Raw genomic sequence first — 23,823 nt, forward strand, 5'->3', positions numbered from 1 at the left:
TTAAAATTGTACAAATATACATTTAATATTTTGCTATTTATCTAATACCTCGTAGATCGAATTATTACTTCTGAACTCAGGAACAATGATTTTTAAAATACGAACAACCTCTACTTTATCTCTTTTTAAAGATGCTTTAGTGACGTGTTTTATTAACGTATCAATGTTTTCAAATTCTATCGTAGGATCTTTAGAGATCATTATTTTATCATTATGTGTCGGAAGCGTTTTAGCATCATCGCTTAACAGCTCCTCAAACAACTTTTCACCGGGTCTTAAACCTGTATAAATTATTTTAATGTCAATATTGGGTTCAAACCCTGAAAGCTTGATCATTCTTTTTGCAAGGTCTAATATTTTTACGGGCTCCCCCATATCGAAAACAAATATTTCTCCGCCGTGTCCCATGGTTCCGGCCTGTAAAACCAGTTCGCAGGCTTCAGGAATCGTCATAAAATACCTTACAATATTGGGATGCGTAATGGTAACCGGCCCGCCCGCCTCAATCTGTCTTTTAAAATGCGGAATAACAGACCCATTTGATCCCAACACATTTCCGAATCTGGTTGTAATAAATTTCGTGGTATTGCCTTCTACATTCTGCAATGACTGCACAAAAAGCTCGGCAGCCCTTTTAGAAGCTCCCATAACATTTGTTGGGTTTACAGCTTTGTCTGTAGAAACCATTACAAATCGGTTAACGTTGTATTTGCTTGATAATGATGAAATGATTTTTGATCCCAAAACATTCACTAAAATAGCTTCATGCGGATTTTCTTCCACCAAAGGCACATGCTTATAGGCGGCAGCGTGATAAACCATTGAGAAATTGTAAGCCTGAAACAACGGCTCAATTCTATGTTTATTTGAAACATCCGCAAGCACGAATTTAAATCTGATATGAGGAAATTTCTCCTTCATTTCAAGCTCGATATCATACAAAGGCGTTTCTGCCTGATCCAGCACCACCACGAGAGAAGGATTAAACTGAGCAACCTGCCGCACGATTTCGCTGCCGATAGATCCGGCTCCTCCTGTTACCAGGATCGTTTTGTTAAAATGCCGGCTTTTTAATTCCTCATTTTCTATTTTAATCGGCTTTCTATTCAATAAATCATCAATTTGAAGATTTCTGATAGAACCTCCCAAGTCGCTGTCTCTTAATTTTTGTACTGATGGTGCTTTAAAAATATTTAAATCTTTTTCAAGGAACAGATTTACCCAGGAATTCATTTCATCCTTAGACATCATTTCCTTTACAATCAATACACCGTCAACAATAAGGTCTTCTTTTGTATTATTTTCGATTTTTTCTTTTCCGAAAATCGGCTTTCCGAGCAGTGAAGCTCTTTTTGAGTCTGTTCTTTGTGTTAAAAATCCTACAACCTGATAAGGAAGGCTCGGATTGTCCAAAATAGCTCTGGCAATAGCAATTGACTGCTCATCAATGCCTAAAACAAGGATTCTTTTCTTTAAGGCACTTCTCCTGTATTCTCTTACAATATGGAAAAACTCTTTTACATATAACCTGAAAAGGAACAATCCCATAAAAGAAATGATAAAATACAGAATAAGATAAGGCGTCAGTATAAATTTTCCGCCGGTAACCCAGAAATAAATAATATTTATAGCACTGATAACAAACAAGGTACAGAAACATGAAACCAGCAGCTTAAAAAGATCTATAAATGTAGAATGCCTGATAATACCGGCATAGGTTTTAAATATATACATGAAAATAACATTCACCAGGATGATCGAGCCAAAAACAGCACTTTTATCATCATGATAAATAAATTCCCGCTGAGTGATTTTTTCAATAATATATGTAGAAAGAAATAGTGATATTACCAGAATAATAATGTCTATTACAAGAATTATCCATCTGGGAAGATATCTGACGTCTGAGAGATTGACAACATTATCTCCGCCGAATATTTTTTTCCTAAGAGAATTGTACATTGTCTTTATTTATATTCATAATTAATAAGTTGAAAACCCAATTATTTTTTGAAAACAAATTGGTAACATTCATGCAAAATTAAAATAAAATTTCATCTATACTTTAAATTTAAAAAATAAATTTAATCTTCACAATTTATTAAAATTTCAGCAATTTTTTCTTTACACAGGTCCGTCAGGTCTGATCCTGATGGCAGGCATAATCCATTGTCAAAAACCATACCACAAAAATTATTTCCAAAAAACTGACAATCATTATATAACGGTTGCAAATGCATTGGCTTCCATAAATATCTGGTTTCAATATTTTGTTGGCTGAAAGTTTCTTTTATCTTTTCTTTTGTAACTGCGGAGTCTTTTTTAATCATAATTACATTCAACCAATAGTTGGAATAAAAATCATTGGTAGGCTCTGAAAATAGGTCAATATTCTCAATTTTATCAATTACCTGTTGATAAAAAACATGATTTTCCCTTCTTTTGGTAATTCTGTTTTCCAGAACTTCCATCTGCCCTCTTCCGATTCCGGCAGATATATTATTCATTCTATAATTATATCCAAGCTCTGAATGGCTGTAATATTCTTTATTATCTTTCGCCTGCGTTGCAAGAAAAAGCGTTCTTTTTTTATCTGATAAATTTCTTGAAATTAAAATTCCGCCGCCGGAAGTGGTGATAATTTTATTCCCGTTGAAGCTGATGATCGATAAATCACCGAAAGTTCCGCAAAACTCATTTTTATATTTGCTTCCTAAGGCTTCGGCGCTGTCTTCAATAACAGGAATTTCGTATTTTCTGGAGATTTCAAGAATTTCATCAACCATAAAAGGCATTCCGTATAATGAAACGGTGATAATCGCTTTTGGTTTTTTGCCTTTCTGCAGGCAATATTTAATGGCATCTTCTAAAGCGTTCGGGCATATATTCCAAGTTGAGCTTTCGCTGTCTACGAAGACAGGAACGGCTTTCAGATATAAAATAGGATTGGCGGAAGCTACGAAAGTAAATGACTGGCAGATGACAAAATCGCCCTCTTCCACGTTTAATAATTTTAATGCTAAATGTATTGCTGCCGTACCGGAAGAGAGTGCTGTGACAAAGGAATTTCTGCCCAGGTAATTCTCCAAACTTTTTTCAAACTCGTCTATATTGGATCCGTATTGGGAAATCCAGTTGGTTTCGAAAGCATTCTGTATATATTTCAACTCGCTTCCGCCCATATGTGGCGGGGAAAGCCAGATTTTTTGCTTTTCCAATCTTGTTGTGTTTTTATTAATTTTTTTTCATTTGTTCAGTCAAAAATATCATTTATTTTTTCATATTCAAAACCTTTACTCATTAAATATTTTATGGTCTTTGATTTTTTTTGATATTCTTTGAGCCCTTTTTGTTTAGAATAGTAGTCTTCAAAGGCTTTTTTGATGGTTTTTTCGTAATCAGCATCATCTATTTCGTCAAAACATTTATTTATTAATTTTTCAGAAATCTGTTTTTGCTTTAAATTGATTTTAATCTTATTTTTCCCCCAATGCTTTATGTAAAATTTTCCGCGGATATAGCTTCTTGTAAACCTTTCTTCATTTAAATAATTTTCCTTTAAAAGATAAAGCATAATCTCTTCTTTTGCTTCATCAATTAATAGAAATTCTCTCATTTTCTGTTCTACTTCCGCATGACAACGATCCTGATAAACACAATAGTTAACCAGTTTCTGCTTAATTTCATTAAAAGTGAAAGACTTCTTTTCCATGTACAAAAAAGAATGAGCAAAAAGCCCATTCTTTATATTTTAAAGTTGATAAATATTAATAGTTGAATAACGCTTTACCTGCCATCAGTTCATTAACTTTCTTTTTTACAGAAGTAAGAACCTCTTCGTTTTTGATATTGTCAACCACCTCAGAAATTAATTCTGCGATAGTGTCCATATCATTTTCCTTTAATCCTCTTGTGGTGATCGCAGCAGTTCCCAATCTGATACCGGAAGTCGTGAACGGCGATTTATCATCAAACGGAACCATATTTTTATTACAAGTAATATCTGCTTTTACAAGGGCTTTTTCAGTTTCTTTTCCGTTTACGCCTTTATTTCTAAGGTCTACCAACATCAGGTGATTGTCTGTTCCACCGCTTACGATGTCAAAACCTCTGCTGACCATTGATTTTGCCAAAGCCTGGGCATTTGACTGAACCTGTTTTGCATACGTTAAGAATTGATCGTCTAAAGCTTCACCGAAAGCTACTGCTTTACCGGCGATAACATGCTCCAGCGGGCCTCCCTGAATTCCCGGGAAAACAGCTCCGTCAAGAACCTGGCTCATCATTTTGATTTCTCCTTTCGGTGTTTTGTGACCGTAAGTATTTTCAAAATCTTTACCCATCATGATCATACCACCTCTAGGACCTCTTAACGTCTTGTGAGTCGTCGTCGTCACAACGTGGCAATGCTCAAACGGATTGTTTAACAAACCTTTTGCCACCAAACCTGCAGGGTGCGCAATATCTGCCCAAAGAGTCGCGCCGATCTCATCAGCAACCTCTCTGAATTTTGCATAATCCAAATCTCTTGAATACGCCGAGAAACCTGCGATAAGCATTTTCGGTCTTTCTCTCAACGCTACTTCTCTCATCTGATCATAATCGATCAAACCTGTTTCCTGCTGAACTCCGTAAGAAACAACATCGTACTGAATTCCGGAGAAATTCACAGCCGAACCGTGAGTAAGGTGACCTCCCATCGAAAGATCCATCCCCATAATCTTATCACCCGGTTTTAAAACGGCCAAGTAAATCGCTGCATTTGCCTGAGAACCAGAATGTGGCTGCACATTCACATAATCAACCCCGAAAAGCTGCTTTGCTCTCTCAATAGCTAAAGTTTCAACCTCATCTACTACTTCACACCCTCCGTAATATCTTTTACCAGGGTATCCTTCTGCATATTTGTTAGTCAATACGCTTCCCATTGCTTTCATTACATTTTCAGAAACGAAATTTTCTGATGCAATCATCTCAATTCCATGCGTTTGTCTTTGTCTTTCTTTTTCAATCAGGTCGAAAATAATATCCATTTTACTTTTAGTTTTTGAAATTTTCCACCCCAAATGTACGGAATTTCCACTGAGATTTTAGTATTGCGAAATATGATTTTTAGATTTAAAATTGTAAAAAAAGCTGGAAAACCTTATTTATTTGATGTTTTCCTTGATAAATTTTTCACAATAATCCTTTATTTGATCGCGAACATTTCTAAATTCTTCATTAATTTCTTCTTCCGTTCCTTTTGCTTTCGCAGGATCAGGAAAATTATAATGAAATCTTTTCGCGTTTGTAGGAAAGTACGGACAGTTTTCCTGTGCGTGATCACAAACCGTGATGACAAAATCAAATTCTATAACCCGATATTCATCAATATGATTTGAAGTATGTCCGGAAATATCGATTCCGTCTTGCTTCATCGTTTCAATCGCTTTTGGATTGACGCCGTGAGTTTCGATTCCGGCACTGAAAATTTCCGCTTTATTTTCAGTAAAATATTTTAAATAACCTTCTGCAATCTGGCTTCTGCAGCTATTCCCTGTACAAAGTACCAATATTTTCTTTTTCATATTAAACAAATAACCAAACGATATTAATGATACAAAACTTAGGATCAAAACCGAAAATAAGCTGCAAAACAATAACCGAACTGGTAATTATAATTGGTTTTTTATATTTAATAAATTTTTCCTTCATGATTTAACAGCAGCCGGAGTTTGATGTACATTTCGACTGTTGATTGGTTGCTAATTCACTCAAATTCAGTTTTTGTTTTTGAGGAGGGATTCCACAGGCATCCTGAGCTAAACAGGCAGTTAATTTATTTTTTAAAACGAAATTTTTACCATTAAAATCAAGATCATACTTTCCGATGGTCGTATTTTGATATTCAATTTCAATTTCGAAATCACCAATTCTTAATTTTTCTTCTGAAAGATTGATGATGTGCAAAAGCTTGTTTGGCTTCAAACGATGCTCAAAATCATTGGCATCCCAAAGCTGAAAATTCACTCTTTCTTCTTTTCTTACAACTCCGCCGCAATCAATGAAATTTTTAGTTACCATCCCTATTTCTGTCACATGGAAATGTTCCGGAACAAACTTTCCGTCTTCTAATTGAAATTCTACATTTTCTAATGTTGGTAGAATATTTTTAATTTGTTCAAGAGTCATAATTTAATTATTTTAATTGTTATATTGCAATATTACGATATATGAAAGCAAAAAAATGTTAACAGCAGTTTTGCTTTTTCACGGTTGAAATAATCGTTGAAAAGAAAACATTTAAAAGTTCGAATGCTTTTTCATCAATACAATAGCAGATCGAATTTCCTTCAATATTTCCTTTGATCAATCCTGCATTTTTCAGTTCTTTCAAATGTTGAGAAACGGTGGGCTGTGCGAGAGGTAATTCATTAACAATATCTCCACAGATGCATTCGTTGACTTTAAGCAGATATTCTATAATAGCTACTCTTGCAGGATGTCCCAACGCTTTTGCAATATTTGCCATTCTGTTTTGGTCTTCTGTGAAAAAATCTGTTTTTGTCGCTCCCATTATTTATTAAATCCTCTATCGCAATATTACGATATATAATTCATCTGACAAATATTTTTTTTAATTTAAATAAAAAATTCCTCACAGATTTCTCTGAAAGGAATTTAACCAATTAAGCTGATTTAATTAAAATTCTTCTTCTACCAATTCTTTATTTATAATCGCTCCCGTGAAATTCCCCTGTGCCACGGCATTTGCAACAGATCTCATCATCGTTACGTTATCTCCACAGGCAAAAACTCCGGGAATATTTGTTTTGTGCATTTCATCTATTTTGATCAGACCATGCTCCGTTGTCAGTTCACAGCCCAACATTTTTTCGACATCTAAATTTTGCTCTAAATGAATTTTCGAATACAAAGCTTTTAATGAAAATTCTTTTCCGTTTTTAAAAATAATTTTTTGGATATATCCATTTTCATGCTTGATTTCAGCAACTTCATCTTCATTAATCTGAATATTTTTCTCATTAAATTTCTGAGTCTGCTCTTCCGTTAACTCTGATTTACCGTTTGTAAATAGGGTTAAATCTTTCGTCCAGTTAGTCAGTAATTTTGAAAATTCGTAGGCCACTTCACCATTCGCAAGAACTCCGGTTACTTCATTTTTAACTTCAAAACCATGGCAATATGGGCAGTGCAGCACAGAAATTCCCCAACATTCATCAAATCCTTTAATATTGGGCTTTACATCTTTAATTCCTGTGGCAAGAATGAGTTTTTTAGCTTTAAAATTCTCTCCGTTCGCCGTTTCAACTTCAAATCCTTCCGGATTTTTAACAATATGAGTTACAATCCCGTCATTAAATTTTACAGTCTCATATTTCTCAACCTGTTCTCTCCCTATTCTGTTGATTTCTTTCGGAGCTGTCCCATCATGCGTCAAAAAATTATGTGAATGCGGCGTTTGCCTGTTACAAGGTTTTCCGCTATCAATAATTAAAATATTTCTTAAAGATCTTCCCAAAGCCAATCCCGCCGAAAGCCCGGCGTAGCTTCCTCCAATGATAATAACTTCAAATTTTTTGTTTTCCATAGTGAGTTTGTTGCTTGTTGCTTGTTGCTTGTTGCTTGTTGCTTGTTGCTTGTTGCTTGTTGCTTGTTGCTTGTTGCTTGTTGCTTGTTGCTTGTGCAAATGTAAAACAAATTTTCATTAATGCGACTTATTCGCAATAAATTTTCTATATTTGTGGTATGACAAAGAGAAATACAAAGGCCAAACAATTGATTCTCGATTCTTTAAAGAACACAAAATCAGCGGTTAGTCAGGAGATTTTACAGAAAGAACTGGGTGAAGAGGTAGACAGAGCCACGATTTACAGAGTTTTAAACAGCTTCTGCGACGATGGAATTGTACATAAAATTTTAAGCGATGACGGAAAATATTATTTTGCTTTCTGCATTAATTGTTCAGGAAAACAACACAAGCATAATCATTTCCATTTCAGATGTTTGGAATGCGGAAAGATCGAATGTCTGCCGAATGAAATGGATGTGAAATTGCCATTAGGTTATAAATCTGTTAATTTTAATGGATTTATTTCGGGGTATTGTGCGAATTGTTCTTGATTAAGGGCTGATTATTTTTAATGTAAAGAGCGCAAGGAAATTTAAATTTTGAAAATATTTTTTGTTCGCAAAGGCGTTCCACGAGGCGTGGAATCTAAATTTAAAGTTTATGGCGTTGTTTAGATTCCTACGGAATGACAAACTTTATGGGGATTTTTAAGAGATTGCTTCGTCGCTTCGCTCCTCGCAATGACATAAAAAATCCCGGGAAAAATTTCTCCGGGATTACAGTTTAAAGAATCTATAGTGTTAGTTTACTACTTTTTGCTTTTTTCTTTCAGTTCTTCTTTGTCTTTGTCGGATGGATTCCATACTTTAATTTCAGAATTTTTATCAATTCCTGATCCCGGAAGAATCTGTACGTTGATTCCGTCGCTCGCTCCCAGTTTTGCGTATACTTTTTTGAATTTTCCGTCTGCCTGTTTTACTTCAACAAAAGGAACGTCTTTACCGTTTTTCTTTTCATACTGAATCAATGATTCATCCAATAACAAAGCGTTTTTCTGAGAATTTAAAACAATTTCTCCGTTTGCCGAGAAACCGGCTCTGATATATTCGTTGTTCGGATTATTAACATCACCTTCAACAGGGAATTTTATTGTCCCGTTATTGTCTTTTCCTTTTGGAGCGATCATTGTCAATTTTCCGGGGAAAGTTTTGTTCTGTAAAGCACCGATCACGATTTTCATCTCCATTCCCTGCTTTAATTTTCCGGCCTGGGCTTCATCAATTTCACCCTGGAAAATCAAAGAATTAAGGTCTGCGATAGAACAAATTGTTGTTCCTGCGTTGAAAGAGTTGGCTTCAATTACCTGGCTTCCCACTTTCACCGGCACTTCAAGAACGGTTCCTGAAGCTTTCGAACGAATCTGAGTCGTTGCCAAGCCCTGTAATTCCGGGGTTGCACCCGTTTTTGCGATCAATAATCTTTTTTGAGCCGTTACCAATTGCTGATTTGCATTTCTAAGCGCTTGCTGGGTTGTAAACAATTGCTGCTGAGAATTTAAATATTCCTGTTTAGAAATTACCCCCTGCTTAAACAGTCTTTCCTGCATTTCGAATTGCTTACGCATATTTTCAACATTCATTTTAGCATTGCTGATCTGAAGCTGAGAATTGGCAACTTCCTGCGAAGCTCCGTTTACGTCTGCAAGATTCGGGACGATTCTTACCGTTGCAATTAATTGGCCTGCAGTCACTTTATCTCCTTCATCAACTAAAATTTTATCGATAATTCCGGCAATATTTGGTTTGATTTCAATTTCTTCTTTCGGGATAATTTTTCCTGTTGCCATCACTTTATCATCCATATTCTGAATGGTAGGTTTACGCGTAAGGAAAGCCTCACTCTCTTTAGAATTAGATTTTATAAGATATCCGATCCCCGAGAATAATGCCACTGCAAATAAAAGCCCCAGGACAATATAAATGGCTTTTTTCCAAGTGAATTTCTTTTTCATATGTATAGTTTATTTTTTATTAAATAGTATGATTTAAAAATTAAAAGGATTGAGAATTATTCATTATTGACGATTCACAATTCAATTATTCTATTCTGTTCTTAATGCTTCAATTGGTCTGATTTTTACTGCTCTTTGTGCCGGGATCATTCCAATGATCAATCCTAAAACCACCATTACCGCCATGGCGCTGAAAACGTTTCCGTAATCTACCGTCGGATTATAAAATGGAAATGCGTCCTGATTTTGTGTCAGCATATCTAAAATCATTAAGACAAAAATCCCCGACATAAAACCGAGCAGTCCCGACGAGAGCGTGATCACGACACTTTCCAGTAAAATCTGGTTTCTAACTTCTGAAGGTTTTGCTCCCAAAGCTCTTCTGATTCCGATTTCTTTTGTTCTTTCTTTTACGGTAATTAAAAGGATATTCGAAATAGCAATTACCCCTGCAAGAATCGTTAATGTTCCCACAATAATCGTTAAAAGCTGCATTCCGCTTAAAAAACCGGTTAATTTGCTGAATTCTTTTCCGAGGTTAAAGCTTCCAAACGCATTGGTATCTTCGGGAGATACTTTATTCTTCTTTTTAAGCTCTGCCTTTACTTTATCTTCAACAATTTTCAGATCGGCAGTAGGCTTGCTCACAATGGCAAAAACGTTGATTTTATCGCCATCATTGTACATTTTCGTAAATGTGGAAAGCGGAATATATACGGTTTGATCATTCTCAAATCCGCCTCCTTTTTTAACTCTGAAAACGCCGATTACATTGAAAAATATTCCTTTAACATTAATGGATTTTCCCAACGGATTCTCATTCTTTTTAGAGTCGAAAAAGTTTTTATACACTTCTTCACCAATGACGGCAACACTTTTATTTTGTGAAACATCGGCGTCATTTAAATATCTTCCATAGATCAGTTTTTTCTCTGAAATTTTATTTCCGATCGGATAATCTCCGTTTAAACTATATACTGCTGATTTCCCGTTTCTTGACATCTGTTCGCCCGTACTTCCAAAGTTCCCTCTTGAATTGGTGGGCGAAATATAATCGATCTCGGTAATTTTTCTTTTTAACATCTCAATGTCTCCCAGATGAAGATCCATCTTTCTTCCCTTAGGAAAACCTTCATACGGAATCGATGTATTCTGAGCCCAAAGGAAAATAGAATTGGTTGCAAAACCTGAAAACAATTTATCAAAACCATTTTCCATCCCTTTTGCAGCACCCAAAAGACTCACATATAAAAACATACCCCAACCCACACCAATCATGGTAAGGAACGTCCGGAGCTTATTATTCCTCAATGAATAATAAATTTCCTGCCAAGTATCTTTTTTAAATAAAATGTTCATTTTTCTAAAGTCAATTTTTTACTTTGTAAAAGTGAATTTGCCTTACAGATAATTCACTTTGTTTGTCAATTGTGGCTCAATATAAAATTCACTACTGACTATTTACAATTAACTATTCCGTTCTTAATGCTTCAATCGGTTTAATTCTTGAGGCTCTGTATGCCGGAACAAATCCTGCAATCAGCCCTGAGAAAACCAAAGCAATGAATGCCATAAAAATTGTTCCCCAGCCTACACTCGGGCTTTTTATAAAATATTCTTCTAAATTATCCCCTATTAAATGCAATGCCAGAACACCCAATCCTACCCCTACAAATCCCGAAACCACCGTAATAACAACACTTTCCTGAACGATCAAAGCAACAATACTTCTTGGTTTTGCACCGATCGCTTTTCTTACGCCGATTTCTTTGGTTCTTTCTTTTACGATGTAAACCATGATGTTACTGATTCCAATAATTCCGGCCAGCAGAGTTCCCATTCCGATAAATCCTACAATTGCCGTAAGAACCGCCATAAAAGTGAATGTATCGTTCATATTTTGGGCGTTATTCCAGACATGCACTCCGTTTTCATCATCGGGAGAAACGTTTTTTCTTGATTTTAACCTGTCTTTTAATTCATCACCATATTTAATGGCCTGTTGAGGAGTCAGTTTATCATTATAAGCGATATAACTTATGCTTACCGTATCCGAACCCTTTTTCATCTGCTGTAAAGTTGTGATAGGAACAGTGATATGCCTTTCATCACGGTCACCACCATCATCGGAGAAAACTCCTACAACCTTAAACATGGTTCCGTTTATATCCAGCTCTTTGCCGACAGGGCTTCCGTTTTTAATTAAATCCCTTTGAACCATTCTCCCGATCACGGCAACATTTTGCTTTCTATTCAAATCTCCCGGGGAAAGATAACGCCCTTCGATCATTTTCCGGTTTTCAATAACTTGTTCCTCCGGAACGGCTCCGTTTATCTGATAATTTCCGCTTTCTTTGCCATATTTTACCAATAAATTGGCGGTATATCTCGGTGAGGCACTTCCCACTTTTTCTTTATCCATATTGACTAAAAAATCATAGTCATCATTGTTCATCGTCACCAATCTGTCAGATTGAAGTCCGTTATAAGCAACTGTGGTTTTTCCTGTAACAATAGAAATCAGATTTTGGGCATCTCTCGCAAAACCTTCCGTAAAGGCATTCTGCAATCCCGTTCCGATTCCGAAAAGCACAATGAAAATAAATAATCCCAAAGCCACTGTAAAACCGGAAAGTACCGTCCGCAATACATTACTGCGAATCGAACTGAATATTTCCTGCCAACGATCTAGGTCGAACATAGTTTTTATTTTTTACATTGTAAAAAAGTCAATTAATTATATTGTGAATTTTCTTTGAAGTCAATTAACTTCGTTGTCAATTTTCCAGACTCACCATAAGATTCACCTGCGAAACAAAATTGACTATTCACCATTTACTTTTTTACTTTTTTAACATTCCACTTAATAAAATAAATGTGGTTTTGATTAAATTTCCTACTTTCTCTAAATTCTCTTTTTTGATATAATCACATTCAATAACTATATCTAAACATGAATCTAATTCTATAACTGAGCCTCTTGCAATTTCAAAATATCTTTCTTTCAACTTCAGATTTTCTGGAACAGCCTTCTGTAATGTTCAATACCACTGAGGTTGAAGCTCTTCTTATTTGATCTATTAAATTAAATCTTTCACTATCCGGAAGTTTTGACAAAGTTTTATAACATTCAATTCTCAATTCCTTCGCAGATTTATAAACATCAAGTTTATAATGGTTCAGGTTTAAAAACATTTTTTTCTCTTTTCATTTGTGTGTTATTTATGTTAATTTCTTTGAAGTCAATTGTCAATCGTTAATTTTATCTTTTTATAAAATTCACTTTCGAAGCAAAATTGACCATTCACAATTCACTATAGCACCAATTGCTTGATAAATTCATCACTTTCGATGATTCCGTCTTTCAGAATTACATTGCGCTTTGTCTGTGCGGCAACATCTGGCTCATGCGTAACGACGATGATGGTTTTTCCTTCATTATTAATATCCTGAAGAAGCTTCATAATATCGTGTGTCGTTTTTGAGTCTAGTGCTCCTGTAGGTTCATCCGCCAAAACAACTTTAGGATTTGTAATCAAAGCCCTGGCAATGGCAACTCTTTGCTTTTGTCCACCGGAAAGTTCGTTGGGAAGGTGAGTCGCCCATTGAGCAAGACCTACTTTCTCAAGATACTCCATAGCCCTTTTATCACGTTCTTTTCTCGGAACATTCTGATAATATAAAGGAAGAGCAACGTTATCCAAAGCCGTTTTATATCCTATTAAATTAAAAGACTGGAAAATAAACCCGAGAAACTTACTTCTGTATTCTGCTGCTTTTATTTCAGATAAATGCTCGATAGGAACGCCGTCTAGCTCGTAAGTCCCGGTATCTTTCTCATCAAGAATCCCTATAATATTAAGGAGCGTGGATTTTCCCGAACCGGAGCTTCCCATAATAGATACAAACTCACCTTCGGCAATATTTAGATTGATCCCCTTGAGAACGTGTAATTTACTCTTCCCCGTATCGTATGATTTATGTAGATCCTGAATTACTAACATTAAGTGATGTATGTTTTTATACCTAATAAGTAGATGTTATTTTCAATTTGTTACGAAGATTAAAAAATTCTTTAATTAAATTATTGTTTAACTATTTTCGCCTTTATTCATAGATAATTACGATAATGTGTTTAACTGTAACTCACTTATTTTATTTATTTTTGCACTGTAGGTCTGTATAAACCAATATCAGAGCAAGTTTCATGTAAATGTGGAAAACTTTTAAGGTTAAAACTCAACCAATTAGTGTTTAGCTCTTTTAAATACAGTTCTTTTTTTCGACCTTTGTGCTTCGCACGTAACAAAAAACAAAATACGTCTTCTGTGAAAAACTTTTAAACTTAAGTTTCAGCAAATCAAGATATTGACTGTTTTTTGAACTTTATCCACAGTGATCTAATTATATTTAATTTAAAGACATTTTTAATATGGGAATTTTTGATAAAAGAGTAAGTTACAAACCATTTGAATACCCTGAGGTTCTTCAATTTGTAGAAGCGATCAACAAATCGTTTTGGGTGCATTCGGAAGTAGATTTTACTGCAGATGTTCAGGATTTTCATTCGCAGCTGGAGCCGCACGAAAAACACGCTGTGAAAAATGCACTTCTGGCCATTGCACAGATTGAGGTGTCTGTAAAGACATTCTGGGGAAATCTCTATAACCACTTTCCAAAGCCTGAATTCAACGGTCTTGGAGCCACTTTTGCAGAATGTGAATTCCGCCATTCTGAAGCTTATTCGCGTTTGGTGGAAGTGTTGGGATATAACGAAGAATTTACCAACGTAATCGAAATTCCTGCCGTAAAAAAGAGAATTGACTTCCTGTCAAACGTTCTTAAGCACGCAAATTCCGCTACACCGAAAGAATATGTTTCTTCTCTTCTGTTATTCAGTATTCTGATCGAGAATGTTTCGCTTTTCTCACAATTTGCGATCATCCTTTCTTTCACAAGATTTAAAGGATACATGAAAAACGTTTCAAATATCATCGCTTGGACTTCAGTTGATGAACAAATTCACGCCAATGCCGGAATTTATTTAATCAACAAAATCCGTGAAGAGCAACCCGATTTATTAACTGAGTCTGATATTGAAGATATCTATACTTTGGTCGATCAATCCATCGAATTAGAAGGTGAGATTCTTGACTGGATCTTTGAAATCGGTGAGTTAAGCGTTTTCTCAAAAGAAGATCTGTTAAACTTCATGAAATACCGTGTAGACGACAGTTTAAAGAAAATCGACATGAAGACAAAATACAACATCACTCCTGAACAATACAGACCAATGGTTTGGTTCGAGGAAGAAGTTTTCGCCAATTCTATGGATGATTTCTTTGCAAAAAGACCAGTAGATTACACAAAACACGATAAGAGCATTACAGCGAATGATCTTTTCTAAATTTTAGATTTTAAGTGCTAAATTTTGAATTAAAAAAGCGCGAGCGAAGCGAGCGTCAAAGCAGATAGTATTAGCATTTTGTCATGCTGAGCCTGTCAAAGCACCTTAAAAACAATGTTAATATTCTTAAATGCTTAATTAAAATCTTAATGGTTAAAAATTTAATAATTAAGAATAGAAGCGATTCTTCGTTTCTCAAAATGTCAAATATTAAAAAAATTCAACCATAAATATGATCAATGTAATCGTAAGCTACACCGTAAAACCTGAATTCGTTTCAGAAAATAAAGCCAATATTCAAAGGTTTTTAAATGATTTTAAAAATTTAGATCTGGAAACATTTGAATATAAGGTTTATGTAAAGGAAGACGGCGTTACGTTTTTACATTATTCAAATTATATCAATGAAGAGGTTCAGCATGAGGTTTTGAATGTTCCATCTTTTAAAGAATTTCAAAAATTAAGAGATGAAAGCGGACTGAACGGCTCTCACAAAGTAGAAATTTTACAATCAATATAGGCTAACAAAATTCCGGGTACAAATCCACTCAGGAATTCGAAAATATAACATCTATGGAAGAACAAAATACAAATATATGGTGGCTCAATGAGGAATCTGAGCAAATGCTTAACAGAGGTTATCTGTTAAAAGGCGAAACTGTAGACGGAGCGATCGACAGAATCACCACTGCTGCTGCCAAAAAATTATACAAACCGGAACTTCAACCTGCTTTCAAGGAAATGATCACAAAAGGATGGATCAGTTTCTCATCACCTGTTTGGGCCAACATGGGAACGCAGAGAGGTCTTCCGATTTCTTGTTTTAACGTCCACATTCCGGACAGCATCGAAGGAATTACCCATAAAATGGGTGAAGTCATTATGCAGACCAAAATCGGGGGCGGAACTTCAGGATATTTCGGGGAACTTCGTAACAGAGGAACTGCCGTAACAGATAACGGAAAATCTTCAGGAGCCGTTTCTTTCATGAAACTGTTTGATACTGCGATGGACGTAGTTTCTCAAGGCGGTGTAAGAAGAGGTGCTTTTGCAGCTTACCTGGATATCGATCATGGAGATATTGAAGAATTTTTATCAATTAAAGACATCGGAAGCCCGATCCAGAACTTATTTACAGGAATTTGTGTTCCTGATTACTGGATGCAGGATATGATTGATGGCGATATGGATAAACGTAAAATCTGGGCAAGAGTATTGGAAAGCCGTCAGCAAAAAGGTCTTCCATACATTTTCTTTACAGATAACGTCAACAGAAATAAACCACAGGTTTACAAAGATTTAGGACTTACCGTAAATGCAAGTAACCTTTGTTCAGAAATCATGCTTCCTTCTACAAGAGAAGAATCTTTTATCTGCTGTTTATCATCAATGAACCTAGAATTGTATGACGAATGGAAAGATACAGATGCTGTAAAATTAGCGATCTATTTCTTAGACGCGGTTTTATCAGAATTCATCGAAAAAACAGAAGGAAACTATTATTTACAAGGAGCAAGAAACTTCGCCATGCGTCACAGAGCGCTTGGATTGGGCGTTTTAGGATATCACTCGTATTTACAGAAAAATATGATTCCGTTTGAAAGTTTCGAGGCGACTCAATTCAATGCAAGAGCTTTCAGACATATTAAAGAACAGGCAGATCAGGCGTCAAGAGAACTGGCAAATATCTACGGAGAACCGGAATTATTGAAAGGTTACGGATTGAGAAATACCACCACAATGGCAATTGCTCCGACGACTTCAAGTTCTGCAATTTTAGGGCAAACTTCTCCCGGAATTGAGCCTTTCGCCTCTAATTATTATAAGGCTGGTTTAGCAAAAGGAAACTTTATGCGTAAGAACAAGTATTTAGCCAAATTATTAGAAGAAAAAGGGATTGATAATGAAGAAACGTGGAGAACAATTATGTTGAATCACGGTTCTGTTCAACATTTAAAAGAATTGACTGAAGAAGAAAAAGCAGTATTCAAAACATTTAAAGAAATTTCCCCAATGGAAATTATTTCTCAGGCTGCTCAGAGACAACAATATATCGACCAGGCTCAGTCGCTGAACTTACAAATTCCTTCAACGATGCCGGTAAAAGACGTAAATTATCTTTATATCGAGGCTTGGAAAAAAGGTGTAAAAACCCTTTATTATCAAAGAAGTTCTTCTGTTTCTAAAGAAATGATGGTAAATTTTGTTACCTGTTCAGCTTGCGAAGCATAAATTCGATAAATAATAAACAATCTACATATTCAAACACGCTCTTAAGGCGTGTTTGTAGTATTATTTACTATAATAAAATTATGATTTAAGGATTATAAAGGAATAATTTTAATAAAAAATTTTAGCTAAACCATAGGAATCTTCTATGGTTTTTTTGTTTTATATTTGTTTTAAAGTTTAATTCAAAAACTCTTACCTATGAAATTCGGACAAGTAGAAGACCCTTCAAAAATAGATTTTACATTACCCAAAGATCATCCAAGAACCAAGGAAATTTTAAGCCAAAACAAAAAAGGCTTAGAAAATATTTCTATTGGATGTGCAAAATGGAATAAAACAGATCTTAAAGGATTTTATCCGAAAGGAACGAAAGACGAGTTGACATATTACGGAACCCAATTTAATTCCATCGAATTAAACGCTACTTTCTACGGAATGCCGACTGCCGAACAGGTACAGACCTGGAAAGAAAAAACACCTCCAAATTTCAAGTTTTTTCCTAAAATTACCAATACGGTTTCCCACTTCAGAAGGCTTATTAATGTAGACGATGTGGTGACCCAATTTGCCAGTGCAGTTTTAAATTTTGACGAAAAATTAGGAATGGTTTTCCTGCAGCTTCATGATAATTTTAAACCTAAAGATTACGACAGGTTAGAAAAATTCGTTAAAGACTGGCCAAAAGAGGTTCCGCTGGCTATAGAACTGAGAAATACGGAATGGTTTACGGACGAGGGCGTCTTTAATGCCACCTGCGAGCTCTTTGAAGCCGACAATATCACCAACATTATTGTAGATACAGCAGGACGACGAGATATGCTTCATATGCGGCTTACAACGCCTCACGCATTTATTCGTTATGTTGGCGCAAATGCAGAAAGTGATTACGAAAGATTAGATGATTGGTTAAAACATTTAACCCAATGGAAAAAAGAAGGTTTACAAAATGTATATTTCTTTGTTCATCAGAATATAGAGAAAGCGTCTCCTCTTTTATCTGCTTATTTTATAAAAAAAATGAACGAACAGTGGAAAACTGACCTTCAAGTCCCTAAAATGGGAATCGAAAATACTCCAACGTTATTTTAGAGTAAATAATTTATTATCTCTCTTTAAAAAAAATATTTATAATTTACTTTATATCTCAAATTTGTGTAAAACATTTTAACCATTTGATTTTAAAATAAAAACATCCGGTAAAAGTCCTTTTGCATTGCTATTTTTCCGTAAATTACCTGTAACAAAATGTTGAACGTTTTAAAAACACGGTAATGGAAAAAATTTGCACGATAAGTATAGCCACCAATTGGCTTGGTGATGAGTACACTTTTTATGAAGATAATAAAATAGAAAGAACATACGATAACAACAGCCTCAGCTCGAATGTTACGGAATGGCTGGAAGCCAATCAAATAAACAAACAGACTAAAGATAAATTAATTCGCGGCTGTCCTGAAGAATGCAAGGAAAAAGTAATGCAGATCTTAGATTACCCTTAATTTTTTCAAATAAAATCTAATTTTTGTTCCTCAGCAATAAAACTAAATTAAGAAAAAGCAAAAGAAAATCGAGCACGATCCAAATCCCGAGCTTACTATTCTCGTGATTATAAGCGTCTATTTGTTTTTTTGCTTTTTCTGAAAGTTTTAAACTTTGATTGATATAGTTTTGAACTTCAATAATCTGGTCAATATTTTTATTGGGCACAGAATGCTGTGAAAAATACACTAAATTTTTCTTGCCTAAATATCCTACCACCCAATATTCATCGGATCTATCCATTTTCAAGTATTCAATTCTGTAATATTCAGGACGGATCTTGCCGACATGTTTAGCATCTAAAATTCCATCTTTTTCTGGATCATTCTGATTGATCACATAAAAATCCAGTGTCTGCGGCAATTTATTAATAATTTGTAAGGCTACAGAATTATTAATAACCCCGATTACACTTTTCTGAATAAACCAATAGGTAAAAATAGAAATCGAGAAAACAACAACGGAAATACGAAACAGTTTTGCCCATTTTGCATTTTTTCCTTTTTTTACTTTCGACAAAAGTAAGGAAATAAGCAAAGTAAGAAAAATGATAAAAATAATAAACATCATATTGATACAAAGATACTTTTTTATCTATATTTGGGCTCGTTTTTAAAACAAATAAACTATGAAAAAAACTGTTTTAGTTCTTTTATTATTTTTCTTTATCGGACTAAATGCTCAAATTAAATTTGAGAAGGGGTATATCATCACAAATGATGGTGAAAAAAAAGAAGTATTAATCAAAAATATCGACTGGGTGGTTAATCCTACAGAAATTACATACAAATCAGGAGAAACATCACCTGAAATGATGGGTACACCAGCCAATTTGAAAGAATTCGGAATTTACGGATATTCTAAATATGTAACTTATAAAGGAGATATCGATTATTCTACTGATGATATTTCCAACCTTTCAGCACAATACGCGCCTGAATTTAAACAAAATACCGTTTTTTTAAAGGAAATTGTGTCCGGAGATAAAAACTTGTATTCTTATAGCGTAAAAAGCACGGTTAATTATCTTTACTCAGATTCTGCAGGTATTCATCCTTTAATTTACAAAAAGTACAATCCTGAAGGAAATACTTCGCAGGTAGCAACCAATGATACCTACCTTAGCCAATTGAAAACAATTTTTAAGGATGACCCAAATGCGCAGTCATTAGTTTCTATGACTAAATACAATAAAAACAGCCTAACGAAAATTTTCACGGCACATAACCAGAAAACCGGTGATTTAAACAATGACTTTCAGGCTGAGAAAAAAACCAGCAAATTTAATTTAAGCGTAAGACCAGGGATAAATTTTTATTCTGAGTTAGAAACAGATAAACTGCTTGGTAGTAACGGCTTTCCTTCTAAAACCAATTTCAGAATCGGTATCGAAGCGGAATTGGTATTACCTTTCAATAAAAATAAGTGGTCTATTATATTTGAGCCAAATTATTCAGCCTATACAAATGAAAAACTGACAACTCGTTCGGGAGATCAGCTTTATAATATAACTATGGATAGTTATTCTTTCATTAACCTTCCATTGGGAATCAGACATTATATGTTTTTAAGTCCAAAATCTAAATTATTTATTGATGCACAAGCAAATATCCTGACATTAAGATCAGGTAAAGCAAAAGCTATTAATTTTGACTACGAAGGATACTTTTTCGACAAAGCTGATCTGGCATCAAGCCAGGCTTTAGACAATTTTACTTTTGGTGCCGGTTATACATACAATAACAAATACACCGTTGAATTAAAATATACTACAAGTAATCATATCCTGGATAAAGATGCAGGTTCAACTGCGAAAATGAGCTATACATCAATTATTTTAGGATACAATATCTTCTAATCTACATTCCATTCTTTATAAAACTGGTCGAGGAAACGCAGCATAAAATCATGCCTTTCCTCGGCTATTTTTTTGCCCTCATCTGTATTCATCAGATCTTTTAGCAATAAAAGCTTTTCGTAAAAATGATTAATTGTCGTTCCGTTTGATTTTTTATATTCCTCTTTTGACATTCCTGGATTTGGCTTATTATCAGGATCATACATGGGGTTATTTTTAAAGCCTCCGAAATTGAAAGTCCGCCCGATTCCAATCGCTCCAATTGCATCAATACGATCTGCATCCTGAACGATTTTAAGCTCAATAGGCAAATCTTTCGGAGCCTCTCCTCTATTTTTAAATGAAATATTTTTAATTATAAATAAAACCTGCTCAATAATATCTTCCGGAGTATTTTGACCTTCCAGATATTCTCTTGAAATCTTTAACGCTAAAGTTTCATCTCCATTATGAAATTTCGGATCTGCAATATCATGAAGCAATGCCGAAAGCTCGACCACTTCATGGTTACATTCTTCATGCTGAGCAATTTTTTTTGAAAGCTTCCAGACTCTTTCGATGTGAAACCAGTCGTGTCCGGCTTCTGCACCTTCCAGTTTTTCTTTTACAAACGCTATTGTGTTGTCAATTATATTTTTCATGTATCGATCAATTCATTTAAAATAATGTTCCAAAGCTTTTTATTATAGCTTCTGAAAAAATTAATATGCCCGATTTCTCCTTTTTCCGATTCCGAAGTTTTTATCAATCTGTAGGTCGGCTTAAGATTGGGATACGTATCATTAAGCAGACTTTCCACGCCTTTTTTAGTGAGCCAGGCATCATCCTCAGCCCGAATTACGAACACTTTCTGGGTTAAATTTCCAGAATAATCATCAATTTTCTCTAATAAGCTGTTGGTCGATTTCTTATTCAAAATTAAGGTTCTCCAGTCATAAGCGCAATTTTTCGGAAGACTTTCTCCCAAACCAAACCAATTTGCAGGGAAATAACCTAATAATCCGGTAGTTAAAGGCTGCACAATTCCAAAACCGAGATATGCTTCGATTTTTGTTTTAATTTTTAAATTTCCGACAAAAGCATTTTGGGTTCCTACAAAAATAAATTCCTCAAACATTTCAGAATCCTTATTCATTCCTAAAATCAATGCGCCAACAGAATGCCCGAGACAATATTTTTTATACTTCGGAAAATGATTTTTGATGTATTTTGTTAGTGCTTTAAAATCTTCGGACCCCCAAATTCTCATTGAAGCTTTAAAACCCTTCATATTTTTCGGTTTTGAAAGCCCGATCCCGCGATAATCGTAAGTGATGACCGTAAATCCCTGTTCTGAAAAATACTGGGCAAAAGAGAAATAAATCTGCTGTTTTACGCCTGTTGCTGAATTAATTAATAAAAATTTACCATTACTCTTTTCGGGTGTAAAAAGATGAGCAGTAATCTCGACATGGCCGTTTGTTTTTAGAATTAACTTTTCCATATGTTAAAAGAAAAAATCCACTATAAAAGTGGAAATTTTACTTTATATTTTATGTTAAGTTTTAAACTTTCGATATGTAGCAAATAGCTTATGAAAAGAAATCCGATACCCTTGGAAGCCCGGTTTGTGAGCCTTTTTTCTCGGAGATCCTTGCAGAAACCTCATTTCCAAATTTCACACATTCATCAATAGCGTTATTATGGCATAAAGCAATGGCAAAACCTGACGTAAAAGCGTCTCCCATTCCCATTTTGTAAGAAGTTTTATCTTTATCGTTTCTGAAATATTTCATCTCAGTTCCGTCAAAATAAATGGTAGAATTGGTATCGTCTCTTAAAAAGACTTTGTTAAAATATTTTTTAAGAATATCTTCTCTTTCGTCATCTCCGAAAACAATATGTAATTCACTGCTTTTCACGATGATAAAATCAACATTATCAATGATTTCCTGACTTAAATGTACTGCCGGAGCTGCATACAATCCTACTTTTTTACCATATTTTTTGGCTTTTCTCACGGTATATTCCACTGCTTTCATAGGAATTTCCAATTGAATAAGCACCAAATCTGTTGTATGAAAATATTTATCTGCGGCTTCTATATGATCGATATCAAGACATTTATTAGCGGCCGGAACCACAACAATCACCGTATCTCCGTCGGAAGTGGTAACATAAGCTGTTCCTGTGGCTTCCAGATCGGTTTCATATACAAATCCTACATTTACGTTTTCACTTACCAGATTTCGCATGATCTGTTGCCCCAGAGGATCCATCCCTACACAACCTATAAAATATACGCTGGCCCCTAATCTCGCTGTTCCTACAGCCTGATTAGCTCCTTTTCCGCCAAAATAACTGTCTGAGCTTGTCGCCAGAACGGTTTCATTAGCAGAAGGAATTTTTTCGGTTTCTAAAACCAAATCTATTGAGGAACTACCTACAACGATGATTTTTGGTTGTTCTGATGAGAAATTCATTGTGTTTTGTCTGTTTAATTTTGTGTTATTGGTCTTTAACAAATTTATAATAAGAGAAATTGCTACCAAAACAATTAACTATTATTAACTAATTTCTATAAATTCTGTAATAATTTTAACCGGGTCATTGTTTTTACCGTACGCTATATAGCTTGCATAGAAACCTTCGCCATATCCTGTTTCAAAAGCAAAAATAGTTCCGGGATGTTCTTCCGACGGCTTCAAAAATGCATATTGATCAATGGCACCATTTTCGTCAAAAAAATATTCATGGAAAAACTCTTCATAAATTCCCATAAAATCTACGCCTTTGCTGTGATACAGCTTTTTTTCCAGATGATTTAAATTTTCCTGTGTGTCAACATCCATAAAGCAACCCATTCCGCTTTCTACAGGATACCCAAAAACCTCACCTTCAGCAAGATCTTTTACATTTTGACCTGCTGTTGTGGCCAGTTTCCATTCTGTTATTTCTGAATCGCTGAAGATAATTTCGGCATATGCTACACAATTACTCTCTCTTTCTTTATGTAATAAAACAGAGAAATCACCTTTCGGAAAATCTATTGAAAAAGGCTGCATATCATTAGTAATCAAAGGATCACAGGCAACAAGCTTTCCACTTGAAAGATAGATCTTACCAACCTCAAAGCTTTCCAGCAACGGGCTTTCCACGAAGTTTTTTGAGAACAGTTTTTTTATGTTTTCTATATGTGTCATTTCAATCTTGAAATATAT

23 protein-coding genes and 2 pseudogenes are annotated in these 23,823 nt (G+C 34.8%); 7 read left to right on the plus strand and 18 right to left on the minus strand.

Annotated elements, in window-relative coordinates; translation table 11 throughout:
• Window positions 1-33: 33 nt before the first annotated feature.
• The 8 genes from BLT04_RS11580 to BLT04_RS11615 all read right to left on the minus strand — a co-directional run bounded on the left by BLT04_RS11580 (window position 34) and on the right by BLT04_RS11615 (window position 7,594).
• Window positions 34-1,962 carry a polysaccharide biosynthesis protein gene (locus tag BLT04_RS11580; protein WP_089755969.1) on the minus strand — a complete coding sequence of 643 codons (1,929 nt, stop codon included), beginning with the start codon at window positions 1,960-1,962 and terminating at the stop codon, window positions 34-36.
• Window positions 1,963-2,084: 122 nt separating this feature from the next.
• Window positions 2,085-3,218, minus strand: coding sequence for an aminotransferase class I/II-fold pyridoxal phosphate-dependent enzyme (locus tag BLT04_RS11585; protein WP_228421941.1), 1,134 nt, complete (start codon window positions 3,216-3,218; stop codon window positions 2,085-2,087).
• 35 nt (window positions 3,219-3,253) lie between these two features.
• The gene (locus tag BLT04_RS11590; protein WP_089755971.1) at window positions 3,254-3,712 is read right to left on the minus strand and encodes a regulatory protein RecX; all 459 of its coding nucleotides are present in this window, start codon (window positions 3,710-3,712) and stop codon (window positions 3,254-3,256) included.
• Window positions 3,713-3,767: 55 nt separating this feature from the next.
• Window positions 3,768-5,033: a serine hydroxymethyltransferase gene (glyA, locus tag BLT04_RS11595; RefSeq protein ID WP_089755972.1), complete on the minus strand. Its 1,266-nt coding sequence runs from the start codon at window positions 5,031-5,033 to the stop codon at window positions 3,768-3,770.
• Window positions 5,034-5,150: 117 nt separating this feature from the next.
• The gene (locus BLT04_RS11600; protein WP_089755973.1) at window positions 5,151-5,570 is read right to left on the minus strand and encodes an arsenate reductase ArsC; all 420 of its coding nucleotides are present in this window, start codon (window positions 5,568-5,570) and stop codon (window positions 5,151-5,153) included.
• A gap of 130 nt (window positions 5,571-5,700) precedes the next feature.
• Window positions 5,701-6,174 (minus strand): DUF6428 family protein, encoded by a 474-nt coding sequence (locus tag BLT04_RS11605; protein ID WP_089755974.1) that lies wholly within the window; start codon window positions 6,172-6,174, stop codon window positions 5,701-5,703.
• 58 nt (window positions 6,175-6,232) lie between these two features.
• Entirely contained in the window at window positions 6,233-6,559 is a 327-nt protein-coding gene (locus BLT04_RS11610; protein ID WP_089755975.1) for an ArsR/SmtB family transcription factor, read from the minus strand.
• A 126-nt stretch (window positions 6,560-6,685) separates the two neighbouring features.
• The gene (locus BLT04_RS11615; protein WP_089756421.1) at window positions 6,686-7,594 is read right to left on the minus strand and encodes an NAD(P)/FAD-dependent oxidoreductase; all 909 of its coding nucleotides are present in this window, start codon (window positions 7,592-7,594) and stop codon (window positions 6,686-6,688) included.
• Window positions 7,595-7,752: 158 nt separating this feature from the next.
• On the opposite strand from BLT04_RS11615, the gene BLT04_RS11620 reads away from it, so the two are divergent.
• Window positions 7,753-8,127, plus strand: coding sequence for a Fur family transcriptional regulator (locus BLT04_RS11620; protein ID WP_089755976.1), 375 nt, complete (start codon window positions 7,753-7,755; stop codon window positions 8,125-8,127).
• A 257-nt stretch (window positions 8,128-8,384) separates the two neighbouring features.
• Here BLT04_RS11620 and BLT04_RS11625 read toward each other — a convergent pair whose 3' ends face one another.
• The 5 genes and pseudogenes from BLT04_RS11625 to BLT04_RS11645 form a co-directional block, all read right to left on the minus strand.
• Entirely contained in the window at window positions 8,385-9,587 is a 1,203-nt protein-coding gene (locus BLT04_RS11625) for an efflux RND transporter periplasmic adaptor subunit (protein ID WP_170828471.1), read from the minus strand.
• A 90-nt stretch (window positions 9,588-9,677) separates the two neighbouring features.
• The gene (locus BLT04_RS11630) at window positions 9,678-10,946 is read right to left on the minus strand and encodes an ABC transporter permease (RefSeq protein ID WP_089755978.1); all 1,269 of its coding nucleotides are present in this window, start codon (window positions 10,944-10,946) and stop codon (window positions 9,678-9,680) included.
• Window positions 10,947-11,058: 112 nt separating this feature from the next.
• Window positions 11,059-12,288 (minus strand): ABC transporter permease, encoded by a 1,230-nt coding sequence (locus BLT04_RS11635; protein WP_089755979.1) that lies wholly within the window; start codon window positions 12,286-12,288, stop codon window positions 11,059-11,061.
• A gap of 142 nt (window positions 12,289-12,430) precedes the next feature.
• Window positions 12,431-12,782 (minus strand): annotated as a pseudogene (locus BLT04_RS11640) (four helix bundle protein).
• A 119-nt stretch (window positions 12,783-12,901) separates the two neighbouring features.
• Window positions 12,902-13,591, minus strand: coding sequence for an ABC transporter ATP-binding protein (locus BLT04_RS11645; RefSeq protein ID WP_089755980.1), 690 nt, complete (start codon window positions 13,589-13,591; stop codon window positions 12,902-12,904).
• Window positions 13,592-14,019: 428 nt separating this feature from the next.
• Between BLT04_RS11645 and BLT04_RS11650 the strand changes: the two genes are divergently transcribed.
• The 5 genes and pseudogenes from BLT04_RS11650 (at window position 14,020) to BLT04_RS11670 (ending at window position 18,725) form a co-directional block, all read left to right on the plus strand.
• Window positions 14,020-14,994 (plus strand): ribonucleotide-diphosphate reductase subunit beta, encoded by a 975-nt coding sequence (locus tag BLT04_RS11650; RefSeq protein ID WP_089755981.1) that lies wholly within the window; start codon window positions 14,020-14,022, stop codon window positions 14,992-14,994.
• 232 nt (window positions 14,995-15,226) lie between these two features.
• A complete protein-coding gene (locus tag BLT04_RS11655; RefSeq protein WP_089755982.1) occupies window positions 15,227-15,514 on the plus strand; it encodes a hypothetical protein in 288 nt (95 codons plus the stop codon).
• A 41-nt stretch (window positions 15,515-15,555) separates the two neighbouring features.
• Window positions 15,556-17,226 (plus strand): annotated as a pseudogene (locus tag BLT04_RS11660) (ribonucleoside-diphosphate reductase subunit alpha); the annotation flags it as partial.
• Between the two features lie 198 nt (window positions 17,227-17,424).
• The gene (locus BLT04_RS11665) at window positions 17,425-18,315 is read left to right on the plus strand and encodes a DUF72 domain-containing protein (RefSeq protein ID WP_089755984.1); all 891 of its coding nucleotides are present in this window, start codon (window positions 17,425-17,427) and stop codon (window positions 18,313-18,315) included.
• Between the two features lie 182 nt (window positions 18,316-18,497).
• On the plus strand, window positions 18,498-18,725 hold the full coding sequence (locus BLT04_RS11670; RefSeq protein ID WP_089755985.1) for a hypothetical protein: 228 nt from the start codon (window positions 18,498-18,500) through the stop codon (window positions 18,723-18,725).
• 16 nt (window positions 18,726-18,741) lie between these two features.
• Here the strand turns inward: BLT04_RS11670 and BLT04_RS11675 are convergent, their stop codons facing one another.
• A complete protein-coding gene (locus BLT04_RS11675; RefSeq protein WP_089755986.1) occupies window positions 18,742-19,335 on the minus strand; it encodes a hypothetical protein in 594 nt (197 codons plus the stop codon).
• 58 nt (window positions 19,336-19,393) lie between these two features.
• Here BLT04_RS11675 and BLT04_RS11680 point away from each other — a divergent pair, with 58 nt between their 5' ends.
• Window positions 19,394-20,623 carry a porin family protein gene (locus BLT04_RS11680; protein ID WP_089755987.1) on the plus strand — a complete coding sequence of 410 codons (1,230 nt, stop codon included), beginning with the start codon at window positions 19,394-19,396 and terminating at the stop codon, window positions 20,621-20,623.
• Here the strand turns inward: BLT04_RS11680 and BLT04_RS11685 are convergent.
• From BLT04_RS11685 to BLT04_RS11700, 4 genes are all read right to left on the minus strand, one after another.
• Window positions 20,620-21,264: an HD domain-containing protein gene (locus tag BLT04_RS11685; protein ID WP_089755988.1), complete on the minus strand. Its 645-nt coding sequence runs from the start codon at window positions 21,262-21,264 to the stop codon at window positions 20,620-20,622. The two genes, BLT04_RS11680 and BLT04_RS11685, sit on opposite strands and share 4 nt — an antisense overlap.
• Window positions 21,261-22,106 (minus strand): alpha/beta hydrolase family protein, encoded by an 846-nt coding sequence (locus BLT04_RS11690; RefSeq protein WP_089755989.1) that lies wholly within the window; start codon window positions 22,104-22,106, stop codon window positions 21,261-21,263. The genes BLT04_RS11685 and BLT04_RS11690 overlap by 4 nt, the downstream gene beginning before the upstream one ends.
• Before the next feature lie 88 nt (window positions 22,107-22,194).
• Window positions 22,195-23,085, minus strand: a complete 891-nt coding sequence (locus BLT04_RS11695; RefSeq protein WP_089756422.1) for a ribokinase — start codon at window positions 23,083-23,085, stop codon at window positions 22,195-22,197.
• Between the two features lie 84 nt (window positions 23,086-23,169).
• Window positions 23,170-23,805, minus strand: a complete 636-nt coding sequence (locus BLT04_RS11700) for a DUF4241 domain-containing protein (protein WP_089755990.1) — start codon at window positions 23,803-23,805, stop codon at window positions 23,170-23,172.
• Window positions 23,806-23,823: the final 18 nt, after the last annotated feature.

It is taken from the genome of Chryseobacterium soldanellicola, assembly GCF_900100115.1.
Taxonomy (GTDB): domain Bacteria; phylum Bacteroidota; class Bacteroidia; order Flavobacteriales; family Weeksellaceae; genus Chryseobacterium; species Chryseobacterium soldanellicola.